Origin of the sequence: Lactococcus formosensis, assembly GCF_018403745.1 — a bacterium.
Classification (GTDB): Bacteria; Bacillota; Bacilli; order Lactobacillales; family Streptococcaceae; genus Lactococcus; species Lactococcus formosensis.
Genome location: NZ_BOVP01000005.1, coordinates 17888 through 34235 on the forward strand (window position 1 = coordinate 17888; position 16348 = coordinate 34235).

A 16348-nucleotide genomic window follows, 5' to 3' on the forward strand; every position below is an offset into this window, starting at 1 on the left:
TCTTATGGAACAAAAAAATGAAATGAAGCGAACGCTTGGTTTCTTCCCTGCCCTTACAACAGTAATGGGTACGGTTATCGGTGCAGGTGTATTCTTCAAGGCTGGCCGCGTGGCGGAACTTACTGGCCAACCAGGATTGCACATATTGGTTTGGGTACTTGGTGGTATCATTTCAATTTGTGGTGGTTTGACTGCCGCTGAACTTGCCGCCGCTATCCCTGAAACAGGTGGGATGATTCGTTACATTCAACGTGGTTTTGGTAAACGTTGGTCATTTCTCTTAGGTTGGGCACAATCTATTATCTACTTCCCTGCAAATATTGCAGCGCTATCTGTTGTATTTGGTACACAATTTTTAAATTTGTTTGGCATGAATGTGAGTGCCGCCAATACAGCTATAGTTGGTGTAATTGCGGCTGTTACAGTTACCTTGATTAACTTCATCAGTTCTAAAGCTGCAGGCGGCTTGCAGTCTGTTACGACGGTTATCAAGCTGATTCCTATTGCCTTGATTGTTGTTGTTGGCTTACTCCGTCCTGGTGGTGTTGAGTTCCAATTGCTCCCTATCACAGCAGGAGAAAATCTGTCCCTAGCATCTGCTATTGGTTCAGGCCTCTTAGCAACTATGTTTGCCTATGATGGATGGATCTATGCTGGTAATATTGCTGGCGAAATGAAAAACCCAGCAAAACATTTGCCACGTGCGATTATTCTCGGTATTGTTGCCATCATGTTTGTATATGTCTTTATCAATGCGGCTTATATCCGTACTTTAGGTATTCCAACTTTGATGGAAAATGATCCAAATCTTCCTGCTATTGTTGCCAATAAAATATTTGGTGGTATGGGTGGTAAACTTGTCACAATTGGTATCTTGATTTCTGTATATGGTACGATTAATGGTTACTCTATGACAGGTATGCGTGCTTCATACGCTTTAGCAACAGAAAAATCTTTCCCCTTCTGGAAAACATTCAAGAAACTCTCAGCGAGTGGTGTTCCCGTAAACTCAGGTATCCTTCAAGTTGCTATCGCAGCGATTATGTTGGTAGTAACAATGCTTTCAAGCGATGCTTTTGATTTCTTAACAAATATGTTGGTTTTCGTCATTTGGATTTTCTACACTATGGTCTTCATTACGGTCTTTATCTTACGTAAACGTGAACCAGAATTAGTACGTCCATATAAAGTACCACTTTATCCAGTTGTTCCAATTATCGCAATTGTTGGTGGTGTCTTCATCTTAGTAATGACTTTGATCAGTTCAGATTATATGAGTAACCAAATCCCAGCCTTGGTTGGTGTTGTCTTTACTTTAATCGGTCTTCCTGTTTACAATCATTTAGATAAGAAATACCATCGCTAAGATATAAAAACTCCGTTGGTGGAGTTTTTTATTTTGGTGTCTAGTATACTAGTTGGCTTTTACCTTGTCTTTGCTTTTTAAAGTAAATTTGCTATAATTTGCTTATGAAAAAATTACTGGTACTGATTGACTTTCAAAATGATTTTATAGATGGTTCTTTGGGCACAAAAGAAGCGCAAGACATTGTTCCAAAGGTTATTGAGAAGCTGGCAACCTATGCCAGAAATGAACGTTTAGCCACACAAGATACACACTTTGAGGATTATTTGACATCTCAAGAAGGTCAAAACTTGCCAGTGATTCACTGTCAAAATGGGACTCAGGGTTGGGAGATACGTAAAGAAGCACAAGTTGGCTTTAAACGCGTTTTCGAAAAGAATATCTTTGGTTCAGTAGAGCTTGCAGAATACATACGTGACGAGAACGTTGAACAAGTAGAACTTATTGGTATATGTACAGATATATGCGTAGTTTCAAACGCTTTATTGATCAAGTCATTTGCTCCAGAAGTAAAAATTACTGTTGATGCCTCATGCTGTGCGGGTGTGACTCCAGAAAGTCACCGTGCAGCCTTGGAAACAATGAAATCTTGCCAAATTAATGTAATTAACGATTAAAAAGAGTGAAAAAAAGCTCTTTTTTTATTTTTCTACGAAACACTATATATAGTATGCTTTCTTTTATTTTCATAAAAAATACTACTAGATATAGTGGAAAAAGGGAATTATATTTGATAGAATAGAGGCACAAGGAATTAAAAATGGGGGAACAAAGAATGAAAATGGTTGAGGAAAGCACCATCGTAATGGATCAAGAAATTAGTGTGATTAAGCGTGATGGTCGCTCCGTAAAGTTTGACAGCAGCAAAATTTTTGAGGCATTGCAAAAAGCTGGAGATGAAATAGTTCCGCCAGCTTCAGAAGATCGTATAGCTGAAATTTGTGATCGTGTGGTGTGTGAAATATTCACGCGTTTTACGGATAATGTTAAAATTTATGAAATTCAAAGTATTGTGGAACATCTATTGATGGAACTTGGCGAAACGAAATGGGCGGAAGTTTATACAACTTATCGGACACAACGTGACCTTGAAAGAAGTAAAGCAACAGATATTAACTTTACTATCGAAAAACTAATCAACAAAGATCAAACGGTCGTCAACGAGAATGCCAACAAGGACAGTGATGTTTTCAATACGCAACGTGATTTAACTGCGGGTGCTGTTTCTAAAGCCATTGGTTTAAAAATGCTTCCTCCTCATGTAGCGAATGCCCACCAAAAAGGGGAGATTCACTATCATGATTTGGATTATTCTCCCTTCACAACGATGTCAAACTGTTGCTTGATTGACTTTAAAAATATGTTTGAAAATGGCTTTAAATTAGGAAATGCTCAAGTAGATTCACCTAAGTCTATTCAAACAGCGACTGCTCAAGCTTCACAAATTATTGCGAATGTGGCCAGTTCACAATACGGTGGCTGTTCATTTGATCGTGCTGATGAAATTTTGGCACCTTATGCAAAATTGAACTATGCGAAGCATTTAAAAGATGCAGAAGAGTGGATTGAGCAGCCGGAAAAACGTGAAGCCTATGCTCAAGCAAAAACTAAAAAAGATATTTATGATGCGATGCAATCTTTGGAATATGAAATCAATACGCTTTTCACTTCAAATGGCCAAACACCTTTTGTTACCGTTGGTTTCGGTTTGGGAGAAGATTGGTATGCACGTGAAATCCAAAAAGCTATCCTGAAAGTGCGTATTGGAGGTTTGGGAAAAGAGCATCGTACAGCAATTTTCCCTAAATTAATTTTCACACTGAAACGCGGGTTAAATCTCGAAGTGGGTACACCAAACTATGACATTAAAAACTTGGCGCTAGAATGTGCCACAAAGCGTATGTATCCAGATATCTTGTCTTATGATAAGATTGTCGAGTTAACAGGGTCATTTAAGGCAAGTATGGGTTGTCGTAGCTTCCTTCATGGCTGGAAAGATGAAAATGGTAATGAAGTTACTGCTGGGCGTAACAACCTTGGAGTTGTAACGGTAAACCTTCCACGCATTGCGCTTGAAGCAGCAGGTGATAAAGAAAAATTCTGGGACATCTTTAATGAGCGTATTGCAATTGCTAAAGATGCTTTGGTTTTCCGTGTTAACCGCACAAAAGAAGCTCAACCCAAAAATGCCCCCATCCTATTTATGAATGGTGCATTGGGCCGCTTGAAAGCTGAAGATTCAGTCGATGAGTTGTATAAAAATGAGCGTGCGACAGTTTCCCTTGGTTATATCGGTCTCTATGAAGTTGCGACAAGTTTCTATGGGCCAACTTGGGAAAATAACAAGGAAGCCAAAGACTTTACACTGGACATAGTAAAACGCATGAACCAAGACTGTAAAGACTGGAGCAAAGAAACTGGCTATCATTTTTCTGTTTACTCTACACCAAGTGAAAGTCTGACCGACCGATTCTGCCGTATGGATAAAGAAAAATTTGGTTCAGTAGCTGATATTACTGATAAAGATTACTATACAAATAGTTTCCACTATGATGTACGTAAAAATCCAACACCATTTGAAAAATTGGAGTTTGAAAAAGATTATCCCGTTTATGCAAATGGTGGCTTTATCCACTATGCGGAATATCCAATGATTCAACAAAATCCTCGTGCACTTGAAGCCGTTTGGGACTTTGCGTATGATCGCATCGGTTATTTAGGAACAAATGCACCGATTGACCACTGTTATGAATGTGGTTTCGAAGGAGACTTCACAGCAACAGAACGTGGCTTTAAATGCCCTCAATGTGACAATGATAACCCGCAAACATGTGATGTGGTAAAACGAACATGTGGGTACTTAGGTAACCCCCAAGCCCGACCAATGGTTCATGGCCGCCATAAAGAAATCTCAGCGCGTGTGAAACATATGAATGGTTCCGTAGGTGTTCTGGAAGATGGTGAAAGTATTGACAGTGAAGCTGTAGACCATGCAAAGAGTAAATTTGTAAAATAAAAGAGAGTGAATCTTAAGGTTCACTTTTTTTATTAGAAGATAAAGAAGCAGGGATAATTTTAAAATTTTATTGAAAATTCAAGAATAATATTGACAGTGTTTAAGTTTTATTTTATAATTTTAATGCAACCGCTTTTTTATATTTGTAAAAAGCGCGTAAAAAAATTACTTTGTCTTGTCCGCAGAGTGATAAAAAAATTTAAGGAGTAATATGGACACTAAAAAAATAAGATGGTTTACCGTCGCATTTATTGCCTTCAACATGGTTTGGGGTATGGGAAATGTGGTCAATAACTTTGCACAGCAAGGGATTACAGTTGTTACCTCATGGATTTTAATTTTGGCACTTTATTTTGTACCTTACGCACTTATTGTTGGGCAGTTGGGCTCGACTTTTAAAGACAGTAAAGGTGGTGTGAGCTCGTGGGTTGAACAAACTTCAACAAAACGTCTTGCCTATTATGCAGCATGGACGTATTGGGTTGTGCATATCCCGTACTTAGCCCAAAAACCTCAAGCGATTTTGATTGCCTTTGGTTGGATTGGTCGTGGGGATGGGCAGCTCGTAAGTTTGATGTCTGTTCCGATGGTCGCAATCATTTCATTGGTTATTTTCCTTCTTTTCCTCTGGCTCGCAACAAAAGGATTAAATACGCTTAAAGTTATTGGGGGTCTCGCAGGAACAGCGATGTTTGTCATGAGCTTGCTCTTTATCGTGATGGCTGTCAGCGTTCCTTTCATTGCAAAAGACTTTGCGATTGCAACACCAGACATGGGGAATATCAACACATATATCCCTAAATTCGACTTCAGTTACTTCACAACCATCTCAATGTTGGTTTTTGCTGTTGGTGGTGCCGAAAAAATCTCGCCTTATGTCAACCAAATGAAGAATCCTGCACGTGAATTTCCAAAAGCAATGTTTATGCTTGCTGCTATGGTAGGTGTCTGTGCTGTTCTTGGTTCAGTTGCGATGGGTATGCTCTTTACAAGTGGTAACCTGCCTGATGACCTCATGGCCAATGGTGCCTATGCAGCCTTTCAAATGCTTGGCGAACACTATGGCATCGGCAATAGCCTGATGTATGTTTATGCCTTTACACAAGGTATCGGTCAAATTGCTGCGCTTGCCTTTTCGATTGATGCACCATTGCGTATTTTGCTTGCTGACGCAGACCCACAATTTGTTCCAGCTTGGCTACGTAAAACAACTGCGAAGGGAACATTGATCAATGGTTTCGTCTTGACAGGAATTTTGGTAAGTATCGTTATTTTGATGCCTTTGCTTGGAATTGGTAATATGAACGAATTGGTCAAATGGCTGACAAACTTAAACTCAGTCGTGATGCCAATGCGTTACATGTGGGTATTCTTTGCCTTCATCATGCTTAACCGTGCAATTAAACACTTTACTTCTGAGTACAAATTTATCAAGCAAAAACGCTTGGCGATGTTTGCAGGTATCTGGTGTTTCTTGTTCACTTTAATAGCATGTGTCCTTGGTATGGTACCAAAAGTTGATTTTGCTACCGACCCATCTGCTTGGTGGTTCCAATTGACTTCCAATATCTTGACACCAGTTGTCTTGATTCTTCTTGGGATGCTTCTTCCGTTTATTGCACGTCGTGAGCAAAAAAAGTCAAATGATTTAGTCTAAAAAAAGTAGTATAATAGAATGAGTAGTTTCGGGAGAAATTGCTCATTTTTTGATACGCTACCCTCATTGCCCCTAAAGGGTCTAATGAGGAACGTCAAGCTTTATCAGGCTTGTCTGCATGATATCCTCTTCATTGTGATTAAGAGGATGAATTGCGAAATTTTAGATAAAATAGAGATAGGAGTGATGACAGATGAATAATCCAAAACCACAAGAGTGGCTTGCTTCAGATTTGGAACAAGGTTATGTTTCAGATTATAAGCCTTTCAATTTCGTTGATGGTGAAGGTGTACGTTGCTCGCTTTACTTATCCGGCTGTAAATTCCACTGCGAAGGGTGCTATAATCAAGCAACCTGGAATTTTCGTTACGGTAGTCCATATACAAAGGAATTAGAAGAAAGGATCATGTCAGACTTGAGCCAATCTTATGTTCAAGGCTTGACATTACTAGGCGGTGAGCCTTTCCTCAACACTGGTGTAGCTTTACCGCTTGTCAAGCGTATACGCGAAGAGCTGCCTGAAAAGGACATCTGGTCTTGGACGGGTTACACTTGGGAAGAGCTTTTACAAGAAGATGAAACTAAACTTGAACTTTTGCGAAATATCGATATACTTGTTGATGGACGTTTTAAACTTAGCAAGAAAAACTTATTGCTCCAATTTAGAGGCTCTTCAAATCAACGGATTATCGATGTGAAAAAGTCCTTAGCTGAAAATCGAGTAGTTATCTGGGAAAAGCTCAATGACGGCAAGGCAGCTGTGGAACAAATTCATAAGGAAAAGTTAATATGAAGACTGTGTTAGTAATTTGTGAATCAGGCTATTGGCATGATTTACGTGAAGGGTTAGCGGCTGTAGAAATCGGTTTTCTCGGTTTTGATAAGAAAAAGCCCAAGCGTTCAGAAATTGACCAATTAGTGGCGCAAGCGGACTTTGTGATGATTCGGAACCTCAATGTCGCTCATGCTTCAGTACGATTTGCAAAGGAAGCAGCAAAAGCAAGTGATACGCCTTTCTGGATAGGCAGTAATTTTGGTGTAGAAAAGATTATTGAAAAGCTTAGGTTTGCCTTTCCGGAAATGAAGTTGGCTGAAAAAGCTATGAAACCAAAAGTCTCAAAGAAAAAAAGCTCTCAACAAAAGTTGAGTGAGCCTACTATACGCGACTTTAAGGGGAATTATCAGCTTCCTAAAAAAGCAAAAAATCTTGCCTTGAAAACGGCTCTGAAGGACTTTAAAGTTACGGAAGAGGAAGTTGATTTTGCAAAAATATTTAAGCCTTGACATTAGGGCTTTTTTTGTAAAAATGAGAGATAGCGAAAATGCAAGTCATTTGGTATAATTAGTTTTATGAATAAAATCCTCGAAGTAGAAAATCTAACTTTCAAATATGAAGAAAATCAAGAAGCGCCCACCTTAGATGGGGTATCTTTTGCTGTCCAATCAGGAGAGTGGGTTTCTATCATTGGTCAAAATGGTTCGGGAAAATCAACAACAGCTCGCGCTATTGATGGATTACTTGAAAATGTATCAGGAAATATAAAAATTGATGGTCAAATTTTAAGTGCGGAGAACGTTTGGGCACTTCGTCAAAAAATAGGCATGGTTTTCCAAAACCCTGATAATCAATTTGTTGGAGCAACTGTCGAGGATGATGTTGCCTTTGGAATGGAAAATCAGGGGATTCCGCGTGAGGAGATGATTTTGCGTGTGGATCAGGCTTTAAAACAAGTCAATATGCTGGAGTTTAAAGGCAAGGAACCTGCGCGATTATCTGGAGGGCAAAAACAACGTGTTGCTATTGCAGGGATTATCGCATTACGTCCAGAAATTATTATCCTTGATGAGGCAACTTCCATGCTTGATCCGACAGGACGTGCGGAAATCATGCGCGTAATCCGTGAGATTAAGGCAGAATATAATCTGACAGTACTCTCAATTACCCATGACCTTGATGAAGCTACCCTTTCTGATCGTGTATTGGTCATGCGTGCGGGTAAAATTATCAAATCTGCCAAGCCAGAGGAACTTTTTGGTTCTGGTGAGGATATGATTAATTTTGGTTTAGACATGCCTTTCACATCGAACTTAGCCGAGGATTTACGAGCGGACTTTAACTTGCCAGAAAAATATTTAAATGAAGAAGAACTGGCAGAACTCTTAGCAGAAAGACTGAGAAAATGATTAAATTTGATAAGGTAAATTTCACTTACCAACCGAATACTCCTTTTGCGAGTCGAGCGCTCTTTGACATCAATTTAGAGGTGGCAGAAGGAAGTTATACTGCACTTATTGGCCATACCGGTTCAGGAAAATCAACACTATTACAACACTTTAATGGCTTGCTGCAACCCACAGAAGGTAAGGTTAATATTGACGATATTGTTATTCAGGCCAGCAGTAAGCAAAAAGAAATTAAACCGGCACGTAAAAAAGTGGGGGTTGTTTTCCAGTTTCCAGAAAGTCAGCTTTTTGAAGAAACGGTTTTGAAGGATGTTGCTTTTGGTCCTCAAAACTTTGGTGTCTCACAAAAAGAGGCGCTTAAAATTGCGCGTGAAAAACTCGAACTTGTTGGTTTAGCAGAAAAAAACTTTGAAAAATCACCCTTTGAATTATCAGGCGGACAAATGCGTCGCGTTGCCATTGCTGGGATTTTAGCAATGGAGCCCAAAGTGCTCGTTCTTGATGAACCGACAGCTGGCTTGGACCCTAAAGCACGTATTGAGATGATGGAGCTCTTTAGTCATCTGCATCAGGAAGGTCAGACAGTCGTTTTGGTTACACATAATATGGATGATGTGGCTGAATATGCGGACAAGGTATACCTTTTAGAAAAAGGACGTGTTATTTCATCAGGCACACCTCAAGATGTTTTTCAAGATGTTGACTTCTTGATGCAACATGAGCTTGGCGTACCTAAAACAACGGAATTTGCCGTAAAGTTAGAGCAACGAGGCATTGCCTTTGACCGTTTACCAATCAAACGTCAAGAGTTGATTCAAATGCTGAAGGAGGCGAAAAAATAGAATGCAAAATATGCTCATGGGACGTTATATTCCCGGAAATTCGCTGATTCATCGCTTGGATCCTCGCAGTAAACTTTTAGTCATGTTTATTTTTGTTATCGTGATTTTCTTTGCACATGACTGGTTAGGCTATTTACTCTTAATTCTTTATACTTTCGCCGGTGTACTTTTATCAGGAATTTCTATTTCTTATTTCCTTAAAGGACTAAGACCGATGATTGGCTTGATTTTATTTACCGTTATTTTTCAGATGCTGTTTACACCTGGAGAACATATTATTTTTCAATTTTGGATATTGAAGATTTCAACAGAGAGCTTGATTAACGCGCTCTATATCTTTTTTCGGTTTGTGCTGATTATTTTTATGTCAACAGTGCTTACGTTAACCACTCCGCCGTTAACATTGGCAGATGGTATTGAAACTGGATTAGCGCCGTTGAAGAAAATCAAGGTTCCAGTACATGAATTAGGTCTTATGCTTTCGATTTCACTTCGCTTTATTCCAACATTGATGGACGATACAACCATGATTATGAATGCCCAAAAGGCACGAGGTATGGATTTTGGTGAAGGGAATCTCTTGCAAAAAGTTCGCTCAATTATCCCAATATTGATTCCACTCTTTGTTTCGAGCTTCCGTCGTGCAGAAGATTTAGCAGTTGCCATGGAGTCACGAGGTTATCAAGGAGGCGATGGACGTAGTAAATATCGTCAGCTCAAATGGTCAAAAAATGATTTTATTTTATTATTGAGCATTTTTGTATTGGCAGCTGTTTTACTCACATGGAACGTCTTTAACCACTAATTGTAGAGCAATTCTTATAGAAAAACTGAATAATTTCAGTTTTTTTTGTTTATTTATGAGTTTATTCTTGCATTCGTAAAATTGATTTGCTATAATAGTCAGGTAGTTAAGAAAAGCACCCGTGGCTCAACTGGATAGAGTACCTGACTACGAATCAGGCGGTTGCAGGTTCGAATCCTGCCGGGTGCATAATAATCAATTCGGGCTTGCCCGTTTTATTATTGTAAAAAATTTTCATACCTTCGGGAAGTAGCTCAGCTTGGTAGAGTACTTGGTTTGGGACCAAGGTGTCGCAGGTTCGAATCCTGTCTTCCCGATTACCGACTAACCCTAACTCATCTTTCGTGGATGAGTTTTTTTGTTGGAAATAAAAAGAGCCTTGCATTGTGGCTGAACTCATTAAGTTAAATAATAGACTCTTCGGAGTCTATTTTTGTTTTGTCCTAAATTATCAGTAATCCGGTCATTCTAGAAGCAGCACATTAAAAAATGGACTTTCTGCTTTTTTTTGTTATATATCACGTTTTTTTACGAATAATAGTGTAGGCATAAATAAAAATTATTTGAAAAGAGGAAACGCATGAAGAGGAAAAAACTAAGAAAGTCTTTTAGAATGATGAGCATTGCTTTGTTAGCTTTAGGAGATTGGCCAGTCAAATCTTTTGAGGGTTCGAAAGGAAAAATGCATAATCTATCAAAAAGTATTATAAATAGACTCTTAGAGAAAAAGAACTACATGAAATGAGGCTTTTTTGAAAAAAAGAATTTTAAAATTTAATCTTGCTATTCTTCTACTCAGCATTTTATTTGGAATGTTTATTTTTCAGGTAGAGCAATATTCAAGAGATAAAGTGACAGACTTTTTTAGGTATACGGACAGTTATTCTCCTGTAAAAAAACCTAAAAAAATAACCAGTAAAGAAGAGAATGATAGAGCAATTGATATTATAGAAAAAATTTCAAAACAGGAGGGATTATTTACGCTCTACAAAGTTGTAGACCAAGGGTACTTTATCAAAGAAGGGATTAATTTTAAGTTCTTAGAAAAAGCAGAGATAACCTTGTATGCACCTCAGACACATCAAAAAAGCGTGTACACTCCTCCGTTGAGTAAATCAGTCTTAACTATAGACAGTATAGATAATTTAAAAAACAAAAATGAATTTGAGTGGCAAGTTTTTATAAAAACAGAGGATAAAAATAAATATAAAGATACGGTAGAACAGATAAAAAACGCTTATAACAAAGCTTTTGGTCAGAACTATACTTATAAAGATTTTTCGGATTTTGAAAAAAGTGAAAATTACGACTTAGTATCAGGTCGGGATATTTACAATATTTCAAGCTATTTAAAGATTGGCATAGCCTTTTTTATAGTGATGTTAAGTTTTTGGATTTTTTCGGTTCATAAAAAAATTCATATTTTACGACAAAATGGCTATTCTATCGTAGCGAGTATCAATAACTTTATCGGCAAGGGGTATGCAACTTGTATTTTTGCATCCATTGCTTTACTTACCTATTTATTAGGAAGCATTTCACGCATCTATTGTGTCAATTTTATGATCAACATTGGTCTCCTCCTATCCTTGAGTTATATTTGGTTGATGATGATGGTTTATGTCGTGGAAAAGTTAAGTCGGAGAAAAAAAGAGAGTAAAAATAAAGGAGAAAAGTTATTTATCAACGTATTGCCAACAGTGATAAAACTTATTTTTCTGATGATGTTAGTCGTAATGCACCTAGATTTAGCAAGGATTATGTATCAAGCATCCAATATCACTTTTAATAGTGAAGTGCCTAAAAAAATAAGTGAAGATAACTATCATGTTTTTTACCCCGTTGTTGTGGGAAAAAATCAACTTGAATTTGACCATGACAAGGATTCTAGAGCAGAAGAAGAGGAAGAAATTTATCGCTACTTAAACCAAAACGGAAGCTTGCTCGTAAATATAGAGCATTATAATATAAAAGAGAACGAAGTGTTTGGGAGAGAGATACAACTTAACCCTAATTATTTAAAAAAATTTGAGATTTTAGATGAAAATAATCAGAGAATCTTTATAGAAGAAAGTGAAGAAAAAAGGATATTACTTATTCCCGAAAGATTCAAGGGAACTGATGACTTAAAGAAGATAGAAGAATACTATTTTAAAGACTTACTCCAATTTGAGGATAAATTAACGGAGATTATCTATATCAAAGATAAACAACCTGTCTACAGTTTTGTTCCCAATAAGCCATGGATTGATGACTATCCTATTTTAGATATTTTAACACTCAAAAACAGTGACAGTTGGGACAGGAATATTTTTAATGGTGATAGGTATCCGCCAATCAAAATAAAAACAGCTGGGCAGTCAAGTAAAAAGCTTGGCGGGCTTTTAGAGAAAAACAGGCTGACGGATAATTTACCTTCTTTTGTCCCCTATGAAAAGTCAGAGATTACGCTAATAAAAAGACTGTCCGGTTCGCTCAGCTATTTATTAATCAGCTCCTTATTGACTGTATTTGTCTTTTCTATTGTTTGCTTACTTACGACGGCCTATTTTTTCCAGTATAATAATAAAAAATTTTATTTGCTAAGGCTAAACGGTTATTCCTTTTTTGAAACTTATGCATCCGTCTTTTTATTGTTGCTATTCGAACTAATGATGGGTTTAACTATAGCTGGATTCTTGTCTGAAATCAGCAAAGAATTTGTTATTAATATCTTTCTGGCCATGGTACTTAATGTCATTATAGTCAGTATGACTTTGTTTAGAGTTGAAAAAAGAAAGTCTAATTAAATCTTTAAAGGGGAAAGTGATGAATAAAAACGAAATAGTCTCTCTATCTAATGTCCAAAAAAAAATACAGGATAATCCCATTTTTTCAATTAATGCGTTTACTGTAAATAAGGGTGATTTTGTTACCATCAAAGGTGTGAGCGGCTCTGGAAAGACAACGCTGTTAAACATACTAGGGATGAACGACACGGTAAGTTCAGGAGAATATTTATTTGAAGGTGTTGAAACAGCAAAGCTGAAAGCAAAAGAAAAACTAAAAATAAAGAGAAATAAAATATCTTTTTTATTTCAAGACTTCGGTCTAGTTGAAGAAGAAACAATTAATTTTAATTTAGAAATAGGCTTAAAATATAGCAAATTAAGCAGGAAAGAGAAAGTAATACAAAAAAAGGAGGCACTGAATGCGGTCAATTTAAATAAAAAACTATCCACAACGATTAGCAGTTTATCTGGAGGAGAAAAACAGCGCGTGGCACTCGCGCGAATTATTTTAAAACCATCCATACTTATTTTAGCAGATGAACCTACAGGCTCTTTAGATTCACTCAACAGAGATATCGTCACTGATATTTTATTTCAACAATCAATAAATGGGAAAGCAGTAATCATTGTCACTCATGATGAGGAACTGGCAAAGAAAGGAAATAAAACCATAGAACTTTAAATTTCCACTGCCCTTTTTTAAAAATCAGTCTTACACAAGATCATGAACAATCTAAGTCTTTAAAATTCTCGGAGACACAGCAACATTGTATATAAAAAATATTTTGGAGGTAAATATGAAAAAAACGTTATATTTAGCAACTTTAGTACTTTCTTTTGGACTGTTAGGAAGTTTACTAGGGGGTTCAGCTGCTTTTGCGGATAAACTAGAGCCGTATGGGGATATCACACACACATCAGATTCTGAGGGATATATCCATTTTGACTCTAAGGGTAATATTGTAGAAAGTAATTTAGGGTCTAACACTAATAAGAAAGCAAGACCAGCTATTAATCATGCTTCAGGGAGATGGGTATATTTTTCTGACCTTTATGATTTGGGGAGAAGGAAAAAAGGACATTCTAACCATTACAGCTCTAAATATCAAAGACATGGTGCGAAAGCTAAAGTAGGTACGGACACCAGAATAGCAAATGCTGTATTTAAAAAATGGGCATTTGCTACTGCTCACGGAAGAACTTTTGATACTTTTTCTTGTTGGTATAATCCGACAAACTGGTATTAATTTTTAAGGAGATTGTTCATGGTCTTCTGTAAGGGTGGTTTGAAAAAATAGCAGTGGATAAAAAGCTGTTGTCTTCGGACAGCCGTTGAGTTGTGTTTGCTGAGGAGTTTTCGTAGCTGAGTTTTTTGTTCTTTAATTCATCTAAAGAATTACATTTGCTTAACAATCTTCTAAAGCCCCGCAAATTGTTAGGCGTGTAGAAGTACTTAAAGTATAATAGTGCATAACACTAAAAAAATTAGTGAATATATTACTTAAGGAAGATATTATATGGAAAAAGACTTGAAAAATGATGTTGGTTTTTTCGGAGCCTTATCTATTGTTGTGGGAACCGTTATTGGAGCTGGAGTATTCTTTAAAATTGCTGCGATGGTCGCAGTAACCCAATCTGCATCGCTAACTTTGCTTGCTTGGGTGGTGGGTGGTATTTTAACGATATGTGCAGGACTCAGTATCGCGGAACTGGCCGCGGCCATTCCGGAAACAGGTGGTGCTGTAAAATATTTAGAGCGTAGTTATGGAAAACTAGTAGGCTTTCTTTTTGGCTGGGTACAAGTATTAATTTATAATCCTGGAAATATGGCAGCCTTGGGAATCATTTTTGCGACACAAGTGCTGAATTTGCTTGGTTTGCCTAATAGTTTACTATTACCCATCGCTATTGCTTCTATTTTGACTATCATGTCTATTAATCTACTGGGATCACGTTTTACTTCACGTTTTCAGCAGTTGACTTCGATTTTAAAGTTAATCCCAATCTTTTTGATTATTATTTTTGGTTTGACTACTAATTCGCAAGTGGATGTACAGTTGTTTCCAATTCAGGCGGGACAAAATATCGGATTCTTTGCCGGTCTTGGTGGCGCTTTGGTCGCGAGCTTGTTTGCCTTTGACGGTTGGATGAATGTAGGGAATATCGCGGGGGAGATGAAAAACCCGCAAAAACATTTGTCTAAAGTCATCACTATCGGTTTATTGGTTATTTCATTTATTTATATTGCTATTAGCTTAGGATTTTTGAAAGTTCTGCCTCTGGATCAGATTGCAGGAAATGCAAATACAGCTTCAGATGCTGCACAAAAATTATTTGGTGTAAATGGTGGTAAGCTCGTAACGATTGGGATTTTAGTTTCTGTTTATGGCACGCTCAATGGCTACACGATGACAGCAATTCGTGTGCCTTATGCTCTAGCTTTAGAAAACTCACTTCCTTTCTCAAAACACTTGAGTAAACTCAATAAAAATGCCATTCCCTTTGTTTCAACGGCCTTGGTTGGGAGTTTAGCTTGCATCTTTATGGCAGCAGGTTCCTTTGATATCCTGACAAATCTGGTCATCTTTGTAATGTGGTTTTTCTCCTTCTTGTTAATTCTTGCAGTATTTATCCTCCGCAAAAAGGAGCCAAACTTGCACCGCCCTTATAAAGTAGTCCTTTATCCAGTCCTCCCTGTCATTGGAATGTTGGGTGCCTTGTTTATCATGTGGACGACTATTACACAGCAGCCCGTTCTTGCGATGATTGGGATTGCTATTACGCTTGCCGGTATTCCTGTGTTTTATTACCAGACGAAAATGAAGCGAAGCAGCGATAGTGTTGCAGCAGTTGTTAAAGTAAAATCTAAATTAAGAAGAATACTATAAATGATTCACTTGTCATGTTGACAGTTTTTGGTAATTTTGCTAAAATAGTAAAGTTGAATATAGCAGTCAGCTAGAAAACTCGTCAACATTTCCCTTGTTACGAAGTAACCGAAGCTGTAAGGCGAAAGTGAAATGCACGAATTCGAGGCTGTCAATATTCTTCAAAAAAATTTGAAGGAGACATTAACATGTCACGTTATACTGGTCCATCTTGGAAACAATCACGCCGTCTCGGCATTTCACTTACAGGTTCTGGTAAAGAACTTGCACGTCGTAACTACGTACCTGGTCAACACGGCCCTAACAACCGTTCAAAACTTTCTGAATACGGTTTGCAATTGGCTGAAAAACAAAAACTGCGTTTCACTTACGGTGTTTCTGAACGTCAATTCCGTAACTTGTTTGTAGCAGCTACACGTGTTAAAGAAGGAACTCTTGGTTTCAACTTCATGACTTTGCTTGAACAACGTTTGGATAATGTTGTGTTCCGTCTTGGTCTTGCAACTACACGTCGTCAAGCACGTCAATTCGTAAACCACGGTCACATCCTCGTTGACGGCAAACGCGTTGATATCCCATCATACCGCGTAGCACCTGGTCAAGTTATTTCAGTTCGTGAAAAATCTATGAAAGTTCCTGCAATCCTTGAAGCTGTTGAAGCAACTAAAGGACGTCCAAACTTCGTATCTTTCGATGCTGATAAACTTGAAGGTTCACTCGTTCGTCTTCCAGAACGCGATGAAATCAACACAGAAATCAACGAAGCACTTATCGTCGAATTCTACAACAAAATGATGTAATCTCGTTTCACACGAGTTA

General features: G+C 37.7%; 14 protein-coding genes and 2 tRNA genes. All 16 read left to right on the plus strand.

All coding sequences use genetic code 11. The features are described 5' to 3' along the window. The first annotated feature begins 4 nt into the window (after positions 1-4). A complete protein-coding gene (locus tag KJS37_RS07035; RefSeq protein ID WP_017369683.1) occupies positions 5-1366 on the plus strand; it encodes an APC family permease in 1362 nt (453 codons plus the stop codon). A gap of 104 nt (positions 1367-1470) precedes the next feature. Next, complete coding sequence (locus KJS37_RS07040) at positions 1471-1983, plus strand: cysteine hydrolase family protein (RefSeq protein WP_017369682.1); 513 nt, start codon at positions 1471-1473, stop codon at positions 1981-1983. Between the two features lie 158 nt (positions 1984-2141). After that, positions 2142-4382, plus strand: a complete 2241-nt coding sequence (gene nrdD / locus KJS37_RS07045) for an anaerobic ribonucleoside-triphosphate reductase (RefSeq protein ID WP_213496689.1) — start codon at positions 2142-2144, stop codon at positions 4380-4382. A 211-nt stretch (positions 4383-4593) separates the two neighbouring features. After that, a complete protein-coding gene (locus tag KJS37_RS07050) occupies positions 4594-6039 on the plus strand; it encodes an APC family permease (protein WP_165712504.1) in 1446 nt (481 codons plus the stop codon). 193 nt (positions 6040-6232) lie between these two features. Beyond that, complete coding sequence (gene nrdG / locus KJS37_RS07055) at positions 6233-6832, plus strand: anaerobic ribonucleoside-triphosphate reductase activating protein (RefSeq protein WP_096369000.1); 600 nt, start codon at positions 6233-6235, stop codon at positions 6830-6832. Continuing rightward, positions 6829-7323: a DUF2325 domain-containing protein gene (locus KJS37_RS07060; RefSeq protein WP_165712501.1), complete on the plus strand. Its 495-nt coding sequence runs from the start codon at positions 6829-6831 to the stop codon at positions 7321-7323. The genes nrdG and KJS37_RS07060 overlap by 4 nt, the downstream gene beginning before the upstream one ends. A gap of 66 nt (positions 7324-7389) precedes the next feature. Continuing rightward, entirely contained in the window at positions 7390-8223 is an 834-nt protein-coding gene (locus tag KJS37_RS07065) for an energy-coupling factor ABC transporter ATP-binding protein (RefSeq protein ID WP_017369677.1), read from the plus strand. Continuing rightward, positions 8220-9065, plus strand: a complete 846-nt coding sequence (locus KJS37_RS07070) for an energy-coupling factor ABC transporter ATP-binding protein (protein WP_213496595.1) — start codon at positions 8220-8222, stop codon at positions 9063-9065. Before KJS37_RS07065 ends, KJS37_RS07070 begins: the two co-directional genes overlap by 4 nt. Position 9066: 1 nt before the next feature. After that, entirely contained in the window at positions 9067-9870 is an 804-nt protein-coding gene (locus tag KJS37_RS07075; RefSeq protein ID WP_165712499.1) for an energy-coupling factor transporter transmembrane component T family protein, read from the plus strand. 115 nt (positions 9871-9985) lie between these two features. Continuing rightward, positions 9986-10059, plus strand: a tRNA-Arg gene (locus KJS37_RS07080). A gap of 54 nt (positions 10060-10113) precedes the next feature. Then, positions 10114-10187 (plus strand) — tRNA-Pro (locus KJS37_RS07085). 435 nt (positions 10188-10622) lie between these two features. Further along, positions 10623-12659 (plus strand): DUF1430 domain-containing protein, encoded by a 2037-nt coding sequence (locus KJS37_RS07090; protein ID WP_213496597.1) that lies wholly within the window; start codon positions 10623-10625, stop codon positions 12657-12659. A gap of 19 nt (positions 12660-12678) precedes the next feature. Next, complete coding sequence (locus tag KJS37_RS07095) at positions 12679-13323, plus strand: ATP-binding cassette domain-containing protein (RefSeq protein WP_213496599.1); 645 nt, start codon at positions 12679-12681, stop codon at positions 13321-13323. A 115-nt stretch (positions 13324-13438) separates the two neighbouring features. Beyond that, positions 13439-13888, plus strand: a complete 450-nt coding sequence (locus KJS37_RS07100) for a hypothetical protein (RefSeq protein WP_213496601.1) — start codon at positions 13439-13441, stop codon at positions 13886-13888. Between the two features lie 270 nt (positions 13889-14158). Continuing rightward, positions 14159-15529: an APC family permease gene (locus KJS37_RS07105; RefSeq protein ID WP_213496603.1), complete on the plus strand. Its 1371-nt coding sequence runs from the start codon at positions 14159-14161 to the stop codon at positions 15527-15529. 188 nt (positions 15530-15717) lie between these two features. Further along, positions 15718-16329, plus strand: coding sequence for a 30S ribosomal protein S4 (gene rpsD / locus KJS37_RS07110; RefSeq protein ID WP_003133217.1), 612 nt, complete (start codon positions 15718-15720; stop codon positions 16327-16329). Positions 16330-16348 lie beyond the last annotated feature (19 nt).

Bases quoted from the DNA above. Each gene is read 5' to 3' on its own strand.
- KJS37_RS07040 (WP_017369682.1), top strand. From the start codon at position 1,471: ATGAAAAAATTACTGGTACTGATTGACTTTCAAAATGATTTTATAGAT.
- KJS37_RS07070 (WP_213496595.1), top strand. From the start codon at position 8,220: ATGATTAAATTTGATAAGGTAAATTTCACTTACCAACCGAATACTCCT.
- KJS37_RS07095 (WP_213496599.1), top strand. From the start codon at position 12,679: ATGAATAAAAACGAAATAGTCTCTCTATCTAATGTCCAAAAAAAAATA.
- KJS37_RS07060 (WP_165712501.1), top strand. From the start codon at position 6,829: ATGAAGACTGTGTTAGTAATTTGTGAATCAGGCTATTGGCATGATTTA.
- nrdD (WP_213496689.1), top strand. From the start codon at position 2,142: ATGAAAATGGTTGAGGAAAGCACCATCGTAATGGATCAAGAAATTAGT.
- KJS37_RS07075 (WP_165712499.1), top strand. From the start codon at position 9,067: ATGCAAAATATGCTCATGGGACGTTATATTCCCGGAAATTCGCTGATT.
- KJS37_RS07035 (WP_017369683.1), top strand. From the start codon at position 5: ATGGAACAAAAAAATGAAATGAAGCGAACGCTTGGTTTCTTCCCTGCC.
- KJS37_RS07105 (WP_213496603.1), top strand. From the start codon at position 14,159: ATGGAAAAAGACTTGAAAAATGATGTTGGTTTTTTCGGAGCCTTATCT.
- KJS37_RS07100 (WP_213496601.1), top strand. From the start codon at position 13,439: ATGAAAAAAACGTTATATTTAGCAACTTTAGTACTTTCTTTTGGACTG.
- KJS37_RS07050 (WP_165712504.1), top strand. From the start codon at position 4,594: ATGGACACTAAAAAAATAAGATGGTTTACCGTCGCATTTATTGCCTTC.
- KJS37_RS07065 (WP_017369677.1), top strand. From the start codon at position 7,390: ATGAATAAAATCCTCGAAGTAGAAAATCTAACTTTCAAATATGAAGAA.
- nrdG (WP_096369000.1), top strand. From the start codon at position 6,233: ATGAATAATCCAAAACCACAAGAGTGGCTTGCTTCAGATTTGGAACAA.
- rpsD (WP_003133217.1), top strand. From the start codon at position 15,718: ATGTCACGTTATACTGGTCCATCTTGGAAACAATCACGCCGTCTCGGC.